Genomic DNA, 20,029 nt, shown 5'->3' on the forward strand with positions numbered 1-20,029 from the left:
CACCGCATTTGTGTATCCAGAGTCAAATTTGTTTCACATTGTGGCATTCCGGTATCACTTTGCCGTGGAGGTAAGAATCAACCTCACGGACTTCTTGCACAGAAAATAGTCATCTGAAGACGAACAGCTTTAGATCGGCAGCCGCCATAAAGTATAACACGCGGTTGCATTCGGAAAATCCGCGCGCGTATCGGTGGATACCCACGCATATCTGTCTTCCCCCTTCAACGGATCCCGGCACGCAGGAAGGCCTGGATGAACTGGCGCTGAAAGATGAGGAAGGCGATCAGCAACGGCGCCACCACCATGATGGTGGCCGCGCTGATAACGGAGATGTCCACCCCGCTCTCGGGCGCACCGAACAAAGAGAGGCCGACTGTCAGTGGCCGCCTGCCCGGCGTGTTGGTCACGATCAGCGGCCACAGGAAGTTGTTCCAGTGGGTGGCGACGGAAACCAGGGCGTAAGCAAGATAAACCGGCCGCGCGGCCGGCACATAGACCCGCCAGAGCACCCCGAGCCAGGAGCAGCCCTCCACCCGCGCCGCCTCCTCCAGCTCCACCGGCACCGATTTGAAGGCCTGCCGCAGCAAGAAAATGCCGAAGGCGCTCGCCACATAAGGCAGGCCCATGCCGGCGATGGTGTCGAGCAGGGCCAGGCGCGAAATCATCGCGTAGTTCTCGACGATCAGCACCTCGGGCAGCACGAACAGCTGCAGCAGCACCAGCACGAACAGCGCCTCACGCCCCGGAAAGCGGAAGCGGGCGAAGGCGTAGCCGGCCAGGGTGCACAGCACGAGCTGCCCCACCAGGGTGAACGACACCAGCGCCAGCGTGTTCAGGGCATAGACGGGCCACGGCGCCGCCGCCCAGGCCGCGCGATAATTCTCGAAGGTGAAGGGCGCGGCCAGGGAGAAATCCAGCGCCTGCCCCGGCGCCCGCAGGGAGGCCCACAGGGCGAACAGAAGCGGGGCGATCCACACCAGCGCCAGCAGCCAGGCGCCGATCGCCTCCAGCGCCGCGCTCCAGCGGATCGGTCGGGCGGGGGATGAAGGCATCATCGGTAGTGGATCCGCTTGTCGAGAACCGCGAACTGGAAGACGGCGACGGCGCCCAGCACCAGCAGCACCAGCACCGTCATCGCGGCGGCGTGGGGCCGGTCGAAATACGAGAAGGCCATCTCCCAGATCCAATAGAGGACGAGCTTGGTCGCGTTGTTCGGCCCGCCCTTGGTGAGGATGAAAAGGTGATCGATCAACTTCACCGAATTGATGAGGGCGTTGATGAAGATGAACGCGGTCGTGGGCATCAGCAGCGGCAGCAGGACACGCCGCAGATAGGTGAGGCGCGAAGCCCCCTCCACCAAAGCCGCCTCCTTGAGGTCCGGCGGAATGGTCTGGAGCGCCGCCAGATAGAAGATCATGAAGAAGCCCGCCTCCTTCCACACCGTCACCACCATCACCGCGCCCAGGGCGGTCTGCGGCTGGCCGAGCCAGTTCACGGCGGGAAGGCCGAACAGGGACGTGAAGCTGTCGATGACGCCGAGGCCCGGCGTGTAGAAGAACAGCCACAGGTTCGCCGCCGCGACCATGGGCAGCACGGTCGGTGTGAAATAGGCGCTGCGCACGAAGCCCCGCAGGGGAATGCGCGAATCCGCCCACAGCGCCATGGCGAGCGCCAGGGCGATGGAAACGGGAATGGTCACCGCCGCATAGACGAAATTGTTGCCCAGCACCGTCCAGAAGGTCGGGTCGGCGGCGAGGTCGGCATAGTTCTCAAGGCCGTTGAACACCGCCGGCCGGCGCGCGGTGCCGCGCGAATAAAGGCTGCCCCACACCGTGGCGAAGGCGGGCAGGAAGGCGAACACCGTCAGGAGGATCAGCGCGGGCGAGAGCAGCATCCAGCCATAAAGGGCCTGGAGGCGGCGCTGCTGGCGCGCGATGGGGTCCGGGGCGAGAGCGTCGGGCATGGGGGCTTCTTCGCAGCACGGGGACGGGCGATGACCCGCCCCCGCAGTGTTCCTAAAGGGCGTGTCAGTGCTTGAAGGGCTTGAGGAGCCCGTTGGCGGTGGCCTGGGCGCCCTTCAGCGCCTCGGCCGGGGTCTTGGTGCCGGTCAGGGCGGCCTGAATGGCGTTGTTCAGGGCCTCGCGCACGCGGGCGGTGTCCCAGGTGGAGAATTCGGCGATGGCGACCTTCAGCTGGTCACGGGCCACCAAAGCCTGGGGGAACTGCTCGCCATAGGCCTTCAGCGCCGGCGTCTCATAGGCCGCGGGGCTGACGCCCACATAGCCGGTGGCAATGGACCACTCAGCCGCCCGCTCGGGCGCGGTCATGTAGCGGATCAGCTTCAAGGCGGCGGCGCGCTCGTCCGGCTTGGCGTTCTTGAAGAGGTAGAAGTTGCCGCCGCCGGTGGGCGAGCCCGGGCGCTTGTGGGCCGGCAGCTCGGCCACGCCGAAGTCGAACTTCGCTTCCTTCTTCACGGCGGTGAGGTTGCCGGTAGTATGCCACATCATGGCCGTCTGGCCCTGCACGAAGGCTTGGCGCAGGGTGCCCCATTCCACGAGCCCGGCGGGCGAGATCTTCGCGTCGGTGGACAAGGACTTCCAGAAGTCGAGCGCCTCGATGACGGCCGGGTCATCGAAATAGACGCTGGCGCCATCCTTGCTCATCAGCTCCTTGCCGTTCTGGATGGCGAAGCACTGGAACATCCAATAGGGATAGCCGGTGGACGGCACCATGAGGCCGTAGCGGCCGTCCTTGGTGAGCTTCTTGCCCATGGCCACCATTTCGTCCCAGGTCTTGGGCGGGGCGTTGGGGTCAAGGCCGGCTTCCTTGAACATCTCCTTGTTGTAGTACATGACGATGGTGGAGCGCTGGAACGGGATGCCCCAGGTCTTGCCCTCCACCTGGCCATTGGCCATCAGCGCGGGATAAAAGCTGCTGAGCCAAGCCTTTTCATCATCGCTCTTCACCACATCATCGAACGGCACGATGAGGTCCTGCTCGATGAGATCATAAACGTCGATGGAGAACAGCACCGAGAGCTGGGCCGGCTGGCCGCTCTTCAGCGCCGAAAGCACGCGCACGCGGGTGTCGTCGTAATTGCCGGCATAAACGGCCTTCACGTCCACATCGGGGTTCTCCTTCTCGAACCCCTCGATCATGCCGTCGATGACCTTCGTCAGCGGGCCGCCGACGGAGATCGGGTAATACATGGTGAGCTCGGTCTTCGCGAAAGCCGAGACCGTGGTGGCGGCGAACAGTCCCGCGGCCATGGCGGCGGCGGTGAAGAAGCGTCTCATGGTCGTGTCCTCTGCCTTTTGGGAACGCGTACACGGGTGAAAAGAGAAGGGTCAGCCCACGGCGCCGTCGGGCCGTTGGGCGGAGGGGATGCGCCGGCCGCTCTCGCGGTCGAACCAGTGGATGGCGCCTTCGCCCCAGGCCACCGAGACGGCGCTCCCGGCTGCGGGCTCCACGCGGCCGGGCACGCGGGCAATCAGCTCCGCTCCGCCTTCCAGCCGCAGATAGACGAAGGTTTCCGCGCCCAGGAACTCGCTCGCGGCAACGGTGGCGGGGAGCGACCCGGCGCCCGGCGCCAGAAGGCTCAGCTCCTCCGCGCGAATGCCCGCCAGCACCCCCTCGCGCGCTCGCTCCGCGGGCACCGGCACCCCCGGCAGGGCCGCGGCGGGGATCAGCGTCATCGGCGGGGAGCCGATGAAGCCGGCGGCGAAGGCCGTGGCCGGCTGCTGATAGAGTTCGGCCGGTGCGCCCCGCTGCTCCACCCGGCCCTGGCGCATGAGAATGACCTGATCGGCCATGCCCATGGCCTCGGTCTGGTCGTGCGTCACGTAGACCACCGTCATGCCCAGGCGGCGCTGCAGGGCGCGGATCTCCTGGCGCACGCTGTGGCGCAACTTGGCGTCCAGATTGGAAAGGGGCTCATCCATCAGGCACAGGGGGTGGTCGGCCACGATGGCGCGGGCGAGGGCCACGCGCTGGCGCTGGCCGCCGGAGAGCTGTGCGGGCTTGCGATCCCCCAGCCCCTCCAGCCCCGTGAGCGCCAGGGCCTCCTCAAGCTTGCGCTCCCGCACAGCCCGGCCGACGCGGCGCACCTTGAGCCCGAACACGATATTTTCCGCCACCGAGAGATGGGGAAACAGCGCGTAGGATTGGAACACGACGGACAGGCCCCGCGCCGAGGGCGCCAGTCCCGTCACGTCGCGCCCGCCAATCTCCACGCGCCCGCGATCGGGCGTCTCCAGCCCTGCGATCAGCCGCAGCGTGGTGGACTTGCCGCAGCCCGAGGGGCCGAGCAGCACCGTGAAGGAGCCGCGGGGAACCGAGATGGAGAGATCCTCCACGCCGCCGCCACCAGGAAAGGTGCGCGTGACCCGATCCAGCCGCACGAAATCGGAAGCCGTTCCGTCCATGTTCAGGCTCCCACGCCAAAGGCCGCGACCTGCAGCCGCGCCGCCACATCAGGCGCGTCGAACAGCGGCGCGCAGGCGGAAGGGGGCGCGGCATCGAGCACCACCATGTGGACATCGGCAATGTGCCCGCCGCGTGCGGGGGCCGGCCGGCCGAACTTGCTGATGTCGGCCACCAGCACCGAGCGGCGGCAGCTTTCCAGGATGGCGGTGCGGGCCAGCACCTCGTCCCGGTCGAAATCCACCAGCGTGCCGTCCGGCTCGATGCCGGCGACGCCGAAAATGCCGAAATCCACCCGGTAATTGCGGTACATCTCCTCCACATGGGGGCCGAGCATGTCGCGGTCGGGCAGGCGCACAGGGCCGCCGGGCAGGATGATGCGGTTCGAGGCCGTCACGCTCAGCGCCATCGCCACGCTCAGATTGTTGGTGAGGACGGTCAGGTCCTCGTGGCCCTGCATGGCCAGCGCCACGAATTCGGGCGTGGTGCCAATGCCGAACGACACCGAGGCGCCATTGGGAATGAGGCCGGCCACCAGGTCGCCAATGGCTTCCTTGGCGCGCGGATGCATGATGCGGCGCGAGGCATAGGGCAGGTTGAGCCGGGGCGCCTCCATGTATTCCGCGCCCCCGCGCCGCCGACGCAGCAGGTTCGCGTCACACAGGCAGTTGATGTCCCGCCGGATGGTCTGCGGGGTCACGCTGAAATGCTCGGAAAGCTGCTCGATGCTCAGGAAGCCGCCCTGGCGGGCCAGCTCCACAATGTCCTGCTGCCGCGAAGTGATGTTCATTCCCGTCCATCGCAATGTTCAATCGAACATTGGCGGGACCGTATCCGGCCTCATTGAAGCTAAGGCGTCAGTTCTGCGACATTCAAATGAACATCAACCGGGGTGTCGCGGCGCCTGCCATCACCCACAATCCCGCCGCCGGGCATCGCTCTCAAGGCGGGAGCCGGAACACGGGACGCACTGCACCGCGACGCGACGCGCGCCCACCCGCGCCCGAGGGGCTGCCGGCAGCCGCGGGCTCCGCCCGCCGCGCACGGTGTTCGCGCACGGCTCGGCCGTGTTCATCGGCACCGTGGCGGCCAGGCTCATGGGGAGCGAGGGCCATCGTCCTGGTCGCTCTTCAACCAAGCCGAACGAACGATGATGCCGATCGGGAGAGCCTTCAAGCGACCTTCACCCTGGCGGCGACGGTGGCGTTGCAGACCACCGCCGGCATAGAGTTCGGCCCGCTCGCACCAGAGGCTCCGGGGGGAACAGGTTCGCGCACCCCGGCTCCAGACGCCGGGCAAAAAAATGAACGCTGGAAGTAATTTGCTTTGAGACGCCACGTTCGGCGACTTGCGCTCGCGACTGGAGAACTGGCCAGCCCCTGAAAGCCCGCGCTCAAAATCTACCGCGCGGGGGATAGTCGACAAACCCCGAAAGGCCATTTACGCGCCGTCCAGGCCGGCGGTGACGGCGGCAAGGCCGGCCTCGCGCACCAATTGCGCCACCTGGTCCAGCTGCGCCGATAGCGGGCTGGTCCGGCGCCAGATCATCCCGATGGTTCGCGAGGGCCGCGGCTCCGGCAGGCGGGCGACGCACACCGTGGCGCAGCGTGTCTCCAGAGGCACCGCCATTTGCGGGATCAGGGTGACGCCCAGGCCGGCCCCCACCATCTGCACCAAAGTCGTCAGCGAGCTGCCCTCGATGAGATCGCGCGGGGGGTGGGACGGCATCTGGCAGAAGGAGAGCGCCTGTTCGCGAAAGCAGTGCCCCTCCTCCAGCAGAAGCAGGCGCATCTCGCGCAGGGCCTGCAGGGTGGGCAGCGCCTTGGCCCGGTCCCGCGCCGGGCGCACCAGCACGAACTCCTCATCGAACAGCGCCCGCTCCTCCAAGGCAGGCTCGGAGACCGGCAGGGCCACGATCGCGGTGTCGAGCCGCCCTTCCACAAGGTCTGCCACCAGCTTCTGCGTCATCGTCTCGCGCGGCAGCAGCTCCAGCTCCGCGAAGCGTTCGGCCGCGCGCGTGATCACCGCCGGCAGCAGATAGGGCGCGACCGTGGGAATGACGCCCATGCGCAGTCGGCCGGAAAGCAGGTTCTGCGATGAGCGCGCCAGCTCATCCAGCTCGTCCACCGCCTGGAGAATGTCCCGCGCCCGCCGCGCCAGCTCCTCTCCGAGGGGGGTAAGGCGGATCTGCCGCGCGCCGCGCTCCACCAGCGGCGCGCGCAGGCTCTCCTCCAGCTCCTTCACCTGCATGGACAAAGCCGGCTGCGACACCGCGCACGCCTCCGCCGCGCGACCGAAATGGCCATGGCGGGCCAGGGCCTCGAAATAGCGAAGCTGCTTCATGGAGATTTCAGTCATAAGATTATCATATCACATTCATTAGAAAATACAAATTTTGTTTATGAAATAGGGCGGTTATTCGTTATGGAAAGACGGAAGCCGCGCGGTGATGGAACCGTTTTGCCGCGGCGGACCTGTTCCCCGTGGAGATGCGATCACCGGCGCGTGCGTCGGTCATCGAGAACCAGGAAGCACTTCGGAGGTAATGGGCATGAACGAGATGAAGCCGACCGGCAAATGCCCCGTGATGCATGGCGCCATCACGGAAGTGGGCGAATCCAACATGGACTGGTGGCCCAAGGCGCTGAACCTGGACATCCTCTCCCAGCACGACACCAAGACCGACCCCATGGGGAAGGCCTTCGACTATCGCGAAGCCGTCAAGACCCTCGACTTCGAGGCGCTGAAGGCCGATATGCGCGCGCTGATGACCGACAGCCAGACCTGGTGGCCGGCGGACTGGGGCCATTATGGTGGCCTCATGATCCGCATGTCGTGGCACGCGGCCGGCTCCTATCGCGTGGCGGACGGGCGCGGCGGCGCCGGCACCGGCAACCAGCGCTTCGCCCCCCTGAACTCCTGGCCGGACAATGTGAGCCTCGACAAGGCCCGCCGCCTGCTGTGGCCCATCAAGAAGAAGTACGGCAACAAGGTGAGCTGGGCGGATCTGATCGCGCTGGCCGGCACCATCGCTTATGAGACCATGGGCCTGAAGACGTTCGGTTTCGGCTTCGGCCGCGCGGACATCTGGGGTCCGGAGAAGGACACCTATTGGGGCGCGGAGAAGGAATGGCTCGCCCCCAGCGAGAACCGCTACGGCGATGTGGATGATCCCGCCACCATGGAGAACCCGCTGGCGGCCGTGCAGATGGGCCTCATCTATGTGAACCCGGAAGGCGTGAACGGCCATCCCGACCCCTTGAAGACCGCCGCCCAGGTGCGCGAGACCTTCGCCCGCATGGCCATGAACGACGAGGAGACCGCAGCCCTCACCGCCGGCGGCCACACCGTGGGCAAGACCCACGGCAATGGCGACGCCCAGAAGCTCGGCGCCGCACCTGAAGCCGCCGACGTCGACATGCAGGGCCTCGGCTGGGCCAATCCCGACCAGCACGGCCTCGCCAGCCGCGCCGTCACCTCGGGCCTGGAAGGGGCGTGGACCACGCACCCGACCACGTTCGACATGGGCTTCTTCGAGATGCTGTTCAACCATGAATGGGAGGTGCGCAAGAGCCCGGCCGGCGCTTCCCAGTGGGAGCCCATCGACATCAAGGAGGAGGACAAGCCCCTTGATGCCAGCGACCCTACCAAGCGTCACAACCCCATGATGACCGACGCCGACATGGCCATGAAGATGGACCCCATCTACAACGCCATCTGCCGGAAATTCATGGCGGACCCCGAATATTTCAAGGACACCTTCGCCCGCGCCTGGTTCAAGCTGACCCATCGCGACATGGGCCCCAAGGCCCGCTATATCGGCCCCGACGTGCCCGCCGAGGATCTCATCTGGCAAGATCCGGTGCCGGCCGGCCGCACCGATTATGACGTCACTGCAGTGAAGGCCGCCATCGCGGCCAGCGGCCTTTCCGGCGCCGAGATGATCGCCACCGCCTGGGACAGCGCCCGCACCTTCCGCGGCTCGGACATGCGCGGCGGCGCCAATGGCGCGCGTCTGCGCCTCGCCCCGCAGAAGGACTGGGAGGGCAACGAGCCCGAGCGCCTCGCCCGGGTGCTGGCGGTGCTGGAGCCCATCGCGGCGAAGGCCGGGGCGAGCATCGCCGACGTGATCGTGCTCGCCGGCAATGTTGGCGTGGAGCAGGCGGCCAAGGCCGCGGGCTTCGACGTCGCGGTGCCCTTCACCCCCGGCCGGGGTGATGCCACCGACGCCATGACCGACGCGGACTCCTTCGGCGTGCTGGAGCCCATCCATGATGGCTACCGCAACTGGCTGAAGAAGGACTACATCGTCAGCCCCGAGGAGCTGATGCTGGATCGCACCCAGCTCATGGGCCTCACCGCCGTGGAAATGACGGTTCTGGTGGGCGGCCTGCGTGTGCTGGGCGCCAATTACGGCGGCAGCAAGCACGGCGTGTTCACCGACCGCGAGGGCGCCCTGACGACGGACTTCTTCGTGAACCTCACGGACATGGGCAACACCTGGAAGTCCACCGGCAATGGCCTCTACGAAATCCGCGATCGCAAGAGCGACGCAGTGAAGTGGACCGCCAGCCGCATCGACCTGGTGTTCGGCTCCAACGCCATCCTGCGCGCTTATGCGGAGGTCTATGCCCAGGACGACAACAAGGAGAAGTTCGTGACCGACTTCATCGCCGCCTGGACCAAGGTGATGAACGCCGATCGCTACGACCTCCTGGCCTGACAAGGGCCCTGCCCGCGCCCTCTTGCTCCCTCTCCCGCTTGCGGGGGAGGGTTGGGGACGGGGGGCAGAAACGTGGGGGCAACATCCGCAACGACGGAAAAGGGCGCTGCGTCGAGGGCCATTTGCGCCTTCAGATCCGACCTTTCGGCATGATCCAGCCGGCGCAGGCCCCCTCCCTCACCCTCCCCCGCACGCGGGAGAGAAAATGCGGAACCGGCGCGGCGGGCGCTGAAAAGGGCCGGCCGTGCATCCCGCGTACGGCGTCGGCCTCCGGCCATGAGCCGCCCCTGCGTCACCCGCCCCCGCCTTTCGCCCGCCCCAAAGATGCCCCTAGCATCGCGCGCCGGATCGGCGGCCGCTGTCGTGGTCCTGTCATCGAAGACAAGGACATCTGCGGCCGGATCAGCGCGGGTGCCCCATGGATTATTTCAGACGCTTCACGTTCCTGTTCGCCACCCCGGCCTTCGATGCGGAGGACCTGGAGGGCGCCCGCTATAATCAGATCGTCGCGGAGATCGAGCGCTCCGGCTTCGAGGTGGTGCGGGCGCGCAATCTGGAAGACGCCGAGATCGCCGTGCAGACCGACGCCGCCATCGGCTGCATGATGGTGGATTGGGGCAAGAAGGGCCTGGAGGGCAAGACCGCCGCCCTCATCAACCTGATGCGCCGGCGCGGCCTCGATTTCCCCATCCTCCTGCTCATCCGGCGCAAGCGGCTGGAAGATGTTCCCGTCGAGGTGCTGGACTTCATCGACGGCTATGTCTTCCTCTCGGAAGAAACCCCCGCTTTCATCGCCAAGAACCTCATCAGCCGCCTCAAGAAATATGCCGAGACGCTGAAGACCCCCTTCTTCGGCGCCCTGGTGGACTATGCCCAGGAAGGCAACCAGCTTTGGACCTGTCCGGGGCACAATGGCGGCGTCTTCTATTCCCGCAGCCCCATCGGCCGGGTGTTCATGGAGCATCTGGGCGAGGCGGTGTTCCGCGACGATCTCGACAATTCCGTGCTCGACCTCGGCGACCTGCTCACCCATGAGGGGCCGGCCTTGGCGGCGCAGAAGGAAGCGGCCAAGATCTTCGGCGCGGAGAAGACCTATTTCGTGTTGAACGGCACCTCCACCTCCAACAAGGTGGCCCTTTCCGCCCTCGTCACCGATGGCGACATCGTCCTGTTCGACCGCAACAATCACAAGGCCGCCCACCATGGCGCGCTGATGATCTCCGGCGGCATCCCGGTCTATGTGCCGACCCGGCGCAATGCCCATGGCCTCATCGGCCCCATGGACTTCTCCGCCTTCGACGAAGAAGCCCTGCGCGAGCGCATCCGCACCCATCCTTTGGTGAAAGACCCGGAGGCATGGAAGAAGCCGCGCCCGTTCCGCGTGGCGGTGGTGGAGCAGTGCACCTATGACGGCACCATCCACAATGCCGAGATGATCCTGAAGAAGATCGGCCATTTGTGCGATTACATCATGTTCGACGAGGCGTGGGCCGGCTTCATGAAGTTCCACCCGCTCTATGCGGGGCGCTTCGCCATGGGGCTGAAGGATCTGGGGCCCGACAGCCCCGGCATCATCGCCACCCAGTCCACCCACAAGCAGCTCGCGAGCTTCTCCCAGGCCTCGCAGATCCACATGAAGGACCGGCACATTACCGGCCAGAAGCGGCGGGTGGAGCACCGGCGCTTCAATGAAAGCTTCATGCAGCACGCTTCCACCTCGCCCTTCTACCCCCTGTTCGCCTCCCTGGACGTGGGCGCGCAGATGATGAAGGGCCGCTCGGGCGAAGTCTTGTGGGATGACACCATTCGCCTGGGCATCGAGCTGCGCAAGAAGATCCGCGCCGTGAAGCGCGAGTTCGAGGAGAAGGAGCAGCGCCGCGAGCGCCATTGGTTCTTCGAGCCGTTCGTGCCCGACCGGGTGCAGATCCCCGATGCCGCGCGCCCCGGTGGCGTGCATGAGGTGCCGTGGGAGAGCGTCTCCACCGACCTGCTCGCCACCGACCCGTCCTTCTGGGAACTGAAGCCGGGCGCCTCCTGGCATGGCTTTCCGGACCTGGAGCCGGGATTTGCCATCACCGATCCCAACAAGCTGACCCTGCTCACCCCCGGCTTCGACCCCGCCACCGGCGGCTATGCGGAGCAGGGCATTCCCGCTCCGGTGGTCGCGCAATATCTGCGCGAGAACCGCATCGTGGCGGAGAAGAACGACCTCAATTCGCTGCTGTTCCTGCTCACGCCCGGCGTGGAGGCTTCCAAAGCCGGCACGCTCATCTCGGGGCTTGTCGCCTTCAAGAAGCTTTATGACGACAATGCCCCGCTGGAAGAGGCGATCCCGGAATTCTTCCGCCGCCGCGCTACCCGCTATGCGGGCGTGCGGCTGAAGGATTTGTGCACCCAGATGCACCGCTTCTTCCGCGAGGCCAATGTGAGCGCCCTCCAGGCCATGCAGTTCCGGGCCGAGCACCTGCCGGAAATCGCCATGTCGCCCCACGATGCCGCCCGCTGCCTGGTGCGCAATGATGTGGACTATCTGCCCATCGGCGACATTTTCGGCCGCGTGGCCACCACGCCGTTCGTGGTCTATCCGCCGGGCATCGCCACCATCGTGCCCGGCGAGAGGCTGACGGAGCGGGCCAAGCCCATGATCGACTATCTCAAGATGTTCGAAGCCTGCTTCAACACCTTCCCCGGCTTCGAGGTGGAGATCCAGGGGGTCTATCGCGAGACTGACGCCGCCGGCCGCGTCACCCTGCACACCTATGTGGTGGCGCAATAGCGCTCGCGAGGACGCGGGGCAGCAAGGAAACCACGCATCGGCCGCAGATCGTGGCCGATGATGTCAGGGAAGACAGCCTCAAGGTTTGGTCATGGAGCAGGACAATTTGAAGACGGGCGCCATCGTCATCCGTCCCTCGCAGGACGGCGACATTGATGCCATGCTGGCCATCTACCGCCGCCACATCCGCCGGGGCGTGGAAGAAGGCGTGGCCGACGATGGCGCGCCGGAGCCGGACGATCTGCGCGAGCGCCGCAAGAACTTCAAGAACCGCCGCCTGCCCCACCTCGTCGCCACCATGGACGGGCAGGTGCTGGGCTATGCCTATGTGGTGCCGTTCCGCAAGCGGCCCGCATATCGCTACACGGTGAAGCACTCCATCTACATTCACCACGAGCATGTGGGCCAGGGGGTCGGCGGGCGGCTCATCGGCGCGCTGATCGATGCCTGCGCGGCGGCCGGCTTCCGGCAGATGATCGGCTATATCGACGCCGACAATGCCGCCTCCCTCGCCTTGCATGAGCGGGTGGGCTTCGCCCGCGTGGGCCACCTGCCGGCCGTGGCCTATCGCTACGGCCGCTGGGCCGACAGCGTGATGGTGCAGCGCTCGCTCGGCCCCGGCGCCACCACGCCGCCGCCGCCCCTGCCCCTCTCCACCCGCTGACGTCAGCGCTTCACGAGCCGGACTGCGGGGCCTTTGGCGAGGACCGCGCGGCGTCTGAACCCATGCGCCTCGCACAGGTCAAAGACCGGCACCGATTGTGTGAGAGGCGCGGGACCGCGTCCGCCCAGCCCCTGGTCGATCAAGGAAGCGACACGCGCCCCTGCCGGGCCCCGGCATCGGCGGGAGCGTAGCGCGGGGACGTCCGCGCGCCCCCGCGTGCGCCACGCAAACGGATGCGCATCCCCGATCGCACAGCCCATGGATGCAAGCCTTGTGCGGGCCGCGGCGAGCGTCGCAGAAGCGCAATATCAGCTTCATGCTGCTGTCAGCCAAAACACAGAGAACCGCCCAGCGCTCCATTTTGACCGTGGAGCGGGCTGGAGCAGGCGCGGCCGGACATGAGCGATTTTCCCATCCCGGTTTTCGAGGATGCGCGTAGCGTCACGCTGCTTCTGCCCCTGTCTCCGCAATCGGCCGTCGGCGGCGACGTGCGTGGCCTGCCTGTCTTCGACGAGATCGAGGCGGACGTCCGGCTCATCGAGACCGAAGGCCCGGCCGCCGTGCCATGGGCGCGTGTCGCCCAGCTGGGCCTGGAGCTTCTGACCAACCAGGGGCGCGACCTGCTGGTGGCGGCCTGGACCACCCTTGCACTGACGCAGACCGAGCAATGGCGCGGCCTGGCAGTGGGCCTCGACGCTCTCGCGCCGATGGTGCGGGACTGGTGGGACATCATCCCCCCAAAGCGTGAGCGCGCCCGTGTGGGTGCCCTGGAATGGATGGTGTCGCGCCTCGTTCCCGTGGTGTCGGCGCTGCCCACGCGCCTCGACGATGCCGCCGCCATTCTCCATGCCGGCGACCTTCTGGAGGAGCTGAACACCCTTCTGCCCCAGCGCCTGATCAAGGAGCAGATCGCCTTCGGCGACCTGACACGCGCGGTGCGCCCCAAGGTGGCGGACGTGCGCGACCTCCTCGCGCAGGCCGAGCAGGCCGCCGCCGAAGCCGAAGAAAAGGCCCGGCAGGCTGAGGCCGCCGCCGCGGCGCAGGCCGAGCGCACCGCCACTCAGGAAGCCGCCCCGGCGCCGTCCGCTCCGCCCGCGGCAGGTCATTCCCCCACCGCTCCGGCCTCAACGGAACCGTCCCCCGCCAGCCCCGCCGCTCCGCCTCCCCCGGCTCCCCCCATGGTGCCGAATGCGACGGGCCCGGAGCTCGACCGCGCCATTGGCGGCCTGGCGGACAGCATGCGCCAGCACGCACGCCAGCTGCGCGAAACCAATCTGGCGGATCCGCGCAGCTATCGGCTGACACGCGCGGCAGCCTGGCTCGACATCAACCTTCCGCCCCCCGCCAATGCCGGCGCGACCCAGCTCATGGCCCCCTCTTCGGAGCGGCTGGAAGGCATCGCGGCCATGGGCCGGGTGGGGGAACACGAGGCGCTTGTGCGCACGCTGGAAGGCATGATCGGTTCCTCGCCCTTCTGGCTGGACGCCAACCGCCTGGCGTTCGAGGCATTGGCGGCCCTCGGCGGAAAACATGCCCTGGCCGCCGAAGCGGTGGTGGAGATGAGCTGCGCCTTCGCGCGCCGGCTGCCGACGCTGGTGGAGCTCACCTTCGCCGATGGCACCCCCTTCGCAAGCCCCGCCACGCGCGCATGGCTGGAGCAGCAGTCTGGCCCCGCCACCGGCGACGCCACCGGTTCGACCTCCGACGAGCTGGCGGGACTCGCGAATGAAATCCGCGAGCTCATCGGCGCCGGCAGAAAGAGCGACGCGCTGGACCGGCTGGATGACGCGCGCCGCGCGTTGAGCAGCGGGCGCGCCTTGTTCGAGCTTCAGTTGCTGCAGGCGCAGACCTGTCTCGACCTCGACATTCCGGCCGTCGCCCTGCCGCTGCTGCGGCACCTGGAAGCCGAGGTGGAGCATCGCGCCCTCGAGGCCTGGGAGCCGGGCCTGGCCCTGCGCAGCGCCCGGCTCGCCCTTCGCGCCTACCGGCACCCCGCCGCCGAAAAAGTGCTGGGCGCTCCCGACCTGCGTGGCGCCGTGGAGGCGGCACAACGCCGGCTCGCGCGCCTTGATCTTCGCACCGCCGTGCGGCTGGCCCACGCCTGACCGCAATCGAGAGGAACACGGACATGGCTGAATCGGTCGTCCCCAAGGAACGCGTCAACATCCGCTACCGCCCCGCCACCGGCAACATGAAGGAAGATGTCGAGCTTCCGCTGAAGCTGCTGGTGGTGGGCGACTTCACCCAGAAGGCCGACGAACGGCCGGTGGAAGAACGCGCGCTTGCCAACGTCAACAAGGACAATTTCGACGAGGTCCTGAAGAGCCACAATCTCTCCTTGGACCTCTCCGTGCCCAACCGGCTAAGCGACGAGGCCGGCGACGAGAAAATGGCCGTCAGCCTCAAGTTCGACCGGCTGAAGGACTTCGAGCCTGAGGCCGTCGTGCGCCAGGTTCCCGAGCTGAAGGCGCTGCTGGAGCTGCGCGAGGCGCTGGTGGCCCTGAAGGGCCCGCTCGGCAACATCCCCGCCTTCCGCAAGATGATCCAGAGCGTGATCGAGGATGAGGACGCCCGCCAGCGCTTCCTCTCCGAGGTGACCTCCGCCACCGACAAGTCCGCCTGAACGGCTCCGGAAGAGCCCCCTCACAGAACCTTTCGGAGAAAATCCCATGAGCACGCCTGAAACCGTCGCCGAAGCCCCGGCCGGGGCGGTCGCCCTGGAAGAGGCCTCCATGCTGGACCAGATCCTGCTGGAGACCAAGCTGCGCCCCACCGATGAGGGCTATGACGTCGCCCGCCGCGGCGTCGCCGCCTTCATCTCCGAGCTGCTGAAGCCGGCCCATGGCGACGAGAAGGTGAACAGCGCCGCCGTCGACCAGATGATCGCCGCCATCGACCAGAAGCTGTCCGCCCAACTCGACACCGTTCTCCACGCGGAAGCGTTCCAGGAGATGGAATCCGCTTGGCGCGGCCTGAAGTTCCTGGTGGATCGCACCGATTTCCGCCAGAACATCAAGGTGGAAATGCTCTGTGTCGCCAAGGACGACCTTCTGGCGGATTTCGACGATTCTCCCGAAGTGGTGCGCTCTGGCCTCTATAAGCACGTCTATACGGCCGAATACGGCCAGTTCGGCGGCCAGCCCGTGGGCGCGGTCATCACCAATTACGATTTTGGCCCCGGCGCGCAGGACATCAAGCTGATGCAGTACCTCGCCAGCGTCGGCGCCATGTCGCACGCCCCGGTGATCGGTGCCGCCTCGACCCAGATGTTCGGCGTCGACAGCTATGAGGAGCTGCCGAACCTCAAGGATCTCCAGTCGATCTTCGAGGGCCCGAAATACGCCAAGTGGAACAGCTTCCGCCAAAGCGAGGATGCCCGCTACATGGGCCTCACCGCCCCGCGCTTCCTGCTGCGCCTGCCCTACGGCCAGGACAGCAACCCGGTGAAGGCGTTCAACTATAACGAGGCGGCCGAGGGCAGCACCGCCAATTATCTGTGGGGCAACACGGCGTTCGCCTTCGCCACCCGCCTCACCGAGAGCTTCGCCAATTTCCGGTGGTGCCCCAACATTATCGGCCCGCAGTCCGGCGGCGCGGTGGAGAACCTGCCCCTGCACACCTTCGAGTCCATGGGCCAGCTCCAGTCCAAGATCCCCACCGAGACCCTGGTCTCCGACCGGCGGGAATATGAGCTGGCGGAACAGGGCTTCATCGCCCTCACCATGCGCAAGGGCACGGACAACGCCTCCTTCTTCTCCGCCAACTCGGTGCAGAAGCCAAAATTCTTCGGCAATAGCGAGGAAGGCAAGGCGGCGGAGCTGAACTACAAGCTTGGCACCCAGCTGCCCTACATGTTCATCATCAATCGCCTGGCGCACTACATCAAAGTGCTTCAGCGCGAGAATATCGGCAGCTGGAAGACCCGCGTGGAGCTTGAAACCGAGCTCAACAAGTGGATCCGCCAATATGTGGCAGACCAGGAGAACCCCTCCGCCGAGGTGCGCTCCCGCCGGCCCCTGCGCAATGCGCAGATCACGGTGGAGGACGTGGAAGGCGAGCCCGGCTGGTATCGCGTGTCCATGGCTGTACAGCCCCACTTCAAATACATGGGCGCCGACTTCACGCTCACCTTGAAGGGCAAGCTCGACAAGGCCTGATCGGTCATAGGAGGCGGGGACAACCCGCCTCCGCCCGGGGACGATGCCATGACCTATCGCACGCTGCTGGAGCGGCTGAGGACACCGGAGCGCGAAACCCTCGCCCCGTCCCCGCTCGCCCCGGGGGAAGGCGGCGGCGATCTCTCTGAGCTGGTCGAAAGCATTCTCCTCAATCTGCGCAACGTATTGAACTCACGGGCGGATTGCTGCCTCTCCCGGCCCGATCTGGGCATGCCGGATTTCAATGATCTGGTGGGCCGTTTTCCCGATGCCCTGGGCATCATCGCCTCCACGGTGCGCGCGCAGATCGATATGTTCGAGCCGCGCCTGTCGGACGTCTCGGTGCGCCATGTGCCCGACCGCAGCAACCCGCTGCACCTGGCCTTCCGCATCCACGCCACCCTGGCCCTGGAGCACGGGCCCAAGCGCCTGTCGTTCGACACCGTGCTCAACAACAACGGCTACGTAAATGTCAGCGACTGAAGCGGCACGGACATGAACACGGCCCACCGGAAGCCCTCGAACCCATGACGCTGAACCGCTATTACCAGGACGAGCTCAGCTATCTTCGGGACCTCGGCGATGTTTTCGCGCGGGAGAATCCGAAGCTTGCAAGCTTCCTGTCCCGCAAGGCCAGCGACCCCCATGTGGAGCGCCTCCTGGAGGGCTTCGCCTTCCTCACGGCCACCCTGCGCCAGCGGCTCGACGACGATTTGCCCGAAGTGGTGCATGATCTGCTGCGCCTGATCTGGCCCGCCTATCTCCAGCCGGTGCCGCCCAGCACCACACTCGCCTTTCGCCATGCCCCTGGCAGCGATGGCAGCGCCCTTGCCGTGCCGCGCGGCACGCAGGTGCGTGCCCGCGCCATCGAGGGCGTGAGCTGCCCTTTCACCACCTGCTTCGACCTTGCCGTGCTGCCGTTCGAGCTGAAGAACGCGGCGCTGGAGAACACCACGGCCACCGCCGAGATCAGCCTCGATCTCGAGTGCCTGCCCCACGCCTCCTTCGCCGCGCTCGCCAGCCACGCCTTGCGCCTGCACCTGGCCCCCCAAGGCGATCCGGCACAGGCCGGCCATCTCTATCTGTGGATGCTCGCGCATCTGCGCCGCATCCAGGTGCGCCGGGGCGACGACACGGTGCTGACGCTGCCCGCCACAGCCGTGAAAGCCGCGGGCTTCGCACCCGAGGAAGCCGTGCTGGCGCAGCCAGGAAATGCAGTGGAAGGCTTTCGGCTGCTTCAGGAATATCTGCTCGTTCCCGACAAATTCCTTTACCTGAACATCGAAGGCCTGGCGCCGCTGGCCGAAATGCCAGATCGCAGCCTGAAGCTCACGTTTCAGTTCGCGCGGCCGTTTCCGCCCCATGTGCGGCTCTCGCCCGGCACCCTGCGGCTGAACTGCACGCCGGCCATCAACCTCTTCCGCACCGATGCGCGCCCCCTGCATGTGGATGGCAGCAAGACCGAATATCGCCTCACCCCCATCCAGGGCGACAGCCTCTCCATCCATTCGGTGGCCAGTGTCTCGGGCTATATCCAGGGCTCATCGGAGCGCGTCACCTACGCGCCGTTCGAGTCGTTCCGCCACGATCTGCCGGGCGAGCGTTCGGCCACCGCCTATTATCGCCTTCGAGCGAAGCCGGCGGTCGCGGGGCGGCGGATCGACCATTACCTGTCCTTCGTCAGCCGGCTGGACGAACGCCTGGTGCCGCGCGCGGAAACCGTCTCCGTCGGGCTCGTGTGCTCCAATGGGCGGGTGGCCGAGCGGCTGCCGGCCGGCGCGATCACCCAGCCCGGCAACAACACGCCCAGCGGCGTGGTGTTCGAGAACATCGCCGTGGTGGCGCCGGAGATTCCCCCGCCCTTGGCGGACGGGCTGCTGTGGCGGCTGGTGGCGGCGCTCGCCTGCAATTTCAGCTCGGTCGCCAATGTGGAGGCCCTGCGCCAGCTCATCTCCAGCCTCGATTTCCGCGCCGTCCACGACGATCAGATGCGCCAGCGGCTGGCCCTGCTTCTGACCGGGCTCGAGCGCTTCGAGAACACCACCGGCGACATCCTGGTGCGCGGCATGCCGGTGCGCATCCGGCGCTTCACCCTCGTGTGCCAGGAAAGCAAGGTCGGCGGCGAGGCCGAGATGTTCCTGCTGGGCGGCGTGCTGGACCGGATGCTGACCGCGTTCGCCACCGTCAACAGCGTGCACCAGTTCGCCATCCGCGGCAGTGAAGGCAATGTGAGGTACCAATGGGAACCGAGGCGGGGCGTCAAGCAGCTGCTGTGAGCGACCCCGCGCCGGCCGCCCTGGAGGGGCTGGAAACGTGGTCCTTCTTCGCGCTCATGCGCCATCTGGAGAGCGCCTTTCCGCACGCGCCTGCCTTCGGCGGGACACAGGACCCGGCGCGCGAGCGGGTGCGCTTCCGCGCCAATCCAAGCCTTGGCTATCCCGCCCGCGAGGTGCAGCACATCGAGGTGGCGGAGGATGGCTCGCGGGTGGACGTGACGGTGAATTTCCTGGGGCTTCAGGGTCCGTCCTCGCCGCTGCCGCCCTTTTATACGGAACAGGTGATCGATGACGCGGCCGATGGCGGCGTGCTGGGCACCTTCCTCGACCTGTTCAACCACCGGCTGGTGTCGCTGCTGGCGCGCATCCATAAGCACCACCGCCACGGGCTTCGCTATGAGAAGGGCGCGCGCGATCCCGTGTCGCTGATGGTGGCGGCGCTGATGGGGCTGCTGCCCGGCCAGGCGGAGCACCAGCGGGTCGCGCTCATGCCCTATGTGGGGCTGTTGAGCTGCTACAGCCTTTCCGCCTCCATCATCGCCAACCTCATCGGCCATTGCACGGGCCTGCCGGTGCGCATCGAGGAATTCGTGGAGCGCGCCATCACCATTCCGAGGGAGCAGCAGTCTCGCCTCGGGGAACGGCCGCCCGAACTCGGCGCGGATTTCATCGTCGGCGCGAGCATCGCCGACCACATGGGCAAGTTCCGCCTCGTGATCGGCCCGCTGGACCAGGAAACCTTCTTCCGCCTGCTGCCGGACCAGCCCCTGTTCGCGGATGTGCTGCAGCTGCTGATGCTGGCCCTGAAGGACCCGCTCGCCTTCGACATCCGGCTGGAACTGGCGCCGGGCGAGCTTCCCGCCTTCGGCCTGGGCGGCAGCCGCCTGGGCTGGAATGCGTGGCTGGCGCCCGCGCAGCGGGCGGGGGGACACGCGGACTTCGCGGGGGAGGCGAGCGCCGCGGCCGCGCGCAACGCTGAGTTCTGACCGCCGACAGAACAACGAAGAT

General features: G+C 66.7%; 15 protein-coding genes. 9 read left to right on the forward strand and 6 right to left on the reverse strand.

The annotated features are described in order from the left end of the window. Positions 1-224: 224 nt before the first annotated feature. The 6 genes from L0966_RS16540 to L0966_RS16565 form a co-directional block, all read right to left on the reverse strand. A complete protein-coding gene (locus L0966_RS16540) occupies positions 225-1,058 on the reverse strand; it encodes a carbohydrate ABC transporter permease (RefSeq protein ID WP_234053058.1) in 834 nt (277 codons plus the stop codon). Further along, positions 1,055-1,966: a carbohydrate ABC transporter permease gene (locus L0966_RS16545; RefSeq protein ID WP_234053059.1), complete on the reverse strand. Its 912-nt coding sequence runs from the start codon at positions 1,964-1,966 to the stop codon at positions 1,055-1,057. Before L0966_RS16545 ends, L0966_RS16540 begins: the two co-directional genes overlap by 4 nt. A 64-nt stretch (positions 1,967-2,030) precedes the next feature. Continuing rightward, positions 2,031-3,299: an ABC transporter substrate-binding protein gene (locus L0966_RS16550; RefSeq protein WP_234053060.1), complete on the reverse strand. Its 1,269-nt coding sequence runs from the start codon at positions 3,297-3,299 to the stop codon at positions 2,031-2,033. Between the two features lie 51 nt (positions 3,300-3,350). After that, positions 3,351-4,427, reverse strand: a complete 1,077-nt coding sequence (locus L0966_RS16555) for an ABC transporter ATP-binding protein (protein ID WP_234053061.1) — start codon at positions 4,425-4,427, stop codon at positions 3,351-3,353. A 2-nt stretch (positions 4,428-4,429) separates the two neighbouring features. After that, a complete protein-coding gene (locus L0966_RS16560; protein ID WP_234053062.1) occupies positions 4,430-5,215 on the reverse strand; it encodes a DeoR/GlpR family DNA-binding transcription regulator in 786 nt (261 codons plus the stop codon). A 650-nt stretch (positions 5,216-5,865) separates the two neighbouring features. Next, a complete protein-coding gene (locus tag L0966_RS16565; RefSeq protein ID WP_234053063.1) occupies positions 5,866-6,783 on the reverse strand; it encodes a LysR substrate-binding domain-containing protein in 918 nt (305 codons plus the stop codon). 193 nt (positions 6,784-6,976) lie between these two features. Between L0966_RS16565 and katG the strand changes: the two genes are divergently transcribed. The 9 genes from katG (at position 6,977) to tssG (ending at position 20,007) form a co-directional block, all read left to right on the forward strand. Next, positions 6,977-9,148 carry a catalase/peroxidase HPI gene (gene katG / locus L0966_RS16570; protein ID WP_234053064.1) on the forward strand — a complete coding sequence of 724 codons (2,172 nt, stop codon included), beginning with the start codon at positions 6,977-6,979 and terminating at the stop codon, positions 9,146-9,148. A gap of 418 nt (positions 9,149-9,566) precedes the next feature. Next, entirely contained in the window at positions 9,567-11,924 is a 2,358-nt protein-coding gene (locus L0966_RS16575; protein WP_234053065.1) for an Orn/Lys/Arg decarboxylase N-terminal domain-containing protein, read from the forward strand. Between the two features lie 91 nt (positions 11,925-12,015). Further along, complete coding sequence (locus tag L0966_RS16580; protein ID WP_234053066.1) at positions 12,016-12,588, forward strand: GNAT family N-acetyltransferase; 573 nt, start codon at positions 12,016-12,018, stop codon at positions 12,586-12,588. Positions 12,589-12,986: 398 nt separating this feature from the next. Then, a complete protein-coding gene (gene tssA / locus L0966_RS16585; RefSeq protein WP_234053067.1) occupies positions 12,987-14,693 on the forward strand; it encodes a type VI secretion system protein TssA in 1,707 nt (568 codons plus the stop codon). A gap of 23 nt (positions 14,694-14,716) precedes the next feature. Continuing rightward, positions 14,717-15,211 (forward strand): type VI secretion system contractile sheath small subunit, encoded by a 495-nt coding sequence (gene tssB, locus L0966_RS16590; protein WP_234053068.1) that lies wholly within the window; start codon positions 14,717-14,719, stop codon positions 15,209-15,211. A gap of 46 nt (positions 15,212-15,257) precedes the next feature. Continuing rightward, a complete protein-coding gene (gene tssC, locus L0966_RS16595) occupies positions 15,258-16,745 on the forward strand; it encodes a type VI secretion system contractile sheath large subunit (RefSeq protein WP_234053069.1) in 1,488 nt (495 codons plus the stop codon). A 48-nt stretch (positions 16,746-16,793) separates the two neighbouring features. Beyond that, positions 16,794-17,228, forward strand: coding sequence for a type VI secretion system baseplate subunit TssE (gene tssE, locus L0966_RS16600; protein ID WP_234053070.1), 435 nt, complete (start codon positions 16,794-16,796; stop codon positions 17,226-17,228). Between the two features lie 44 nt (positions 17,229-17,272). Next, positions 17,273-19,021 (forward strand): type VI secretion system baseplate subunit TssF, encoded by a 1,749-nt coding sequence (gene tssF / locus L0966_RS16605; protein ID WP_234053071.1) that lies wholly within the window; start codon positions 17,273-17,275, stop codon positions 19,019-19,021. Then, entirely contained in the window at positions 19,018-20,007 is a 990-nt protein-coding gene (gene tssG / locus L0966_RS16610) for a type VI secretion system baseplate subunit TssG (protein WP_234053072.1), read from the forward strand. The genes tssF and tssG overlap by 4 nt, the downstream gene beginning before the upstream one ends. Positions 20,008-20,029 lie beyond the last annotated feature (22 nt).

Source organism: Xanthobacter sp. NM-59 (genome assembly GCF_021401125.1).
Lineage (GTDB): Bacteria > Pseudomonadota > Alphaproteobacteria > Rhizobiales > Xanthobacteraceae > Xanthobacter.

What these genes read in the sequence shown, in the direction of transcription:
- tssC (WP_234053069.1), top strand. Translation starts at nt 15,258, where the DNA reads ATGAGCACGCCTGAAACCGTCGCCGAAGCCCCGGCCGGGGCGGTCGCC.
- L0966_RS16540 (WP_234053058.1), bottom strand. Translation starts at nt 1,058, where the DNA reads ATGATGCCTTCATCCCCCGCCCGACCGATCCGCTGGAGCGCGGCGCTG.
- tssF (WP_234053071.1), top strand. Translation starts at nt 17,273, where the DNA reads ATGACGCTGAACCGCTATTACCAGGACGAGCTCAGCTATCTTCGGGAC.
- tssA (WP_234053067.1), top strand. Translation starts at nt 12,987, where the DNA reads ATGAGCGATTTTCCCATCCCGGTTTTCGAGGATGCGCGTAGCGTCACG.
- tssB (WP_234053068.1), top strand. Translation starts at nt 14,717, where the DNA reads ATGGCTGAATCGGTCGTCCCCAAGGAACGCGTCAACATCCGCTACCGC.
- L0966_RS16545 (WP_234053059.1), bottom strand. Translation starts at nt 1,966, where the DNA reads ATGCCCGACGCTCTCGCCCCGGACCCCATCGCGCGCCAGCAGCGCCGC.
- L0966_RS16555 (WP_234053061.1), bottom strand. Translation starts at nt 4,427, where the DNA reads ATGGACGGAACGGCTTCCGATTTCGTGCGGCTGGATCGGGTCACGCGC.
- tssE (WP_234053070.1), top strand. Translation starts at nt 16,794, where the DNA reads ATGACCTATCGCACGCTGCTGGAGCGGCTGAGGACACCGGAGCGCGAA.
- L0966_RS16565 (WP_234053063.1), bottom strand. Translation starts at nt 6,783, where the DNA reads ATGACTGAAATCTCCATGAAGCAGCTTCGCTATTTCGAGGCCCTGGCC.
- L0966_RS16575 (WP_234053065.1), top strand. Translation starts at nt 9,567, where the DNA reads ATGGATTATTTCAGACGCTTCACGTTCCTGTTCGCCACCCCGGCCTTC.
- katG (WP_234053064.1), top strand. Translation starts at nt 6,977, where the DNA reads ATGAACGAGATGAAGCCGACCGGCAAATGCCCCGTGATGCATGGCGCC.
- L0966_RS16550 (WP_234053060.1), bottom strand. Translation starts at nt 3,299, where the DNA reads ATGAGACGCTTCTTCACCGCCGCCGCCATGGCCGCGGGACTGTTCGCC.
- L0966_RS16580 (WP_234053066.1), top strand. Translation starts at nt 12,016, where the DNA reads ATGGAGCAGGACAATTTGAAGACGGGCGCCATCGTCATCCGTCCCTCG.
- L0966_RS16560 (WP_234053062.1), bottom strand. Translation starts at nt 5,215, where the DNA reads ATGAACATCACTTCGCGGCAGCAGGACATTGTGGAGCTGGCCCGCCAG.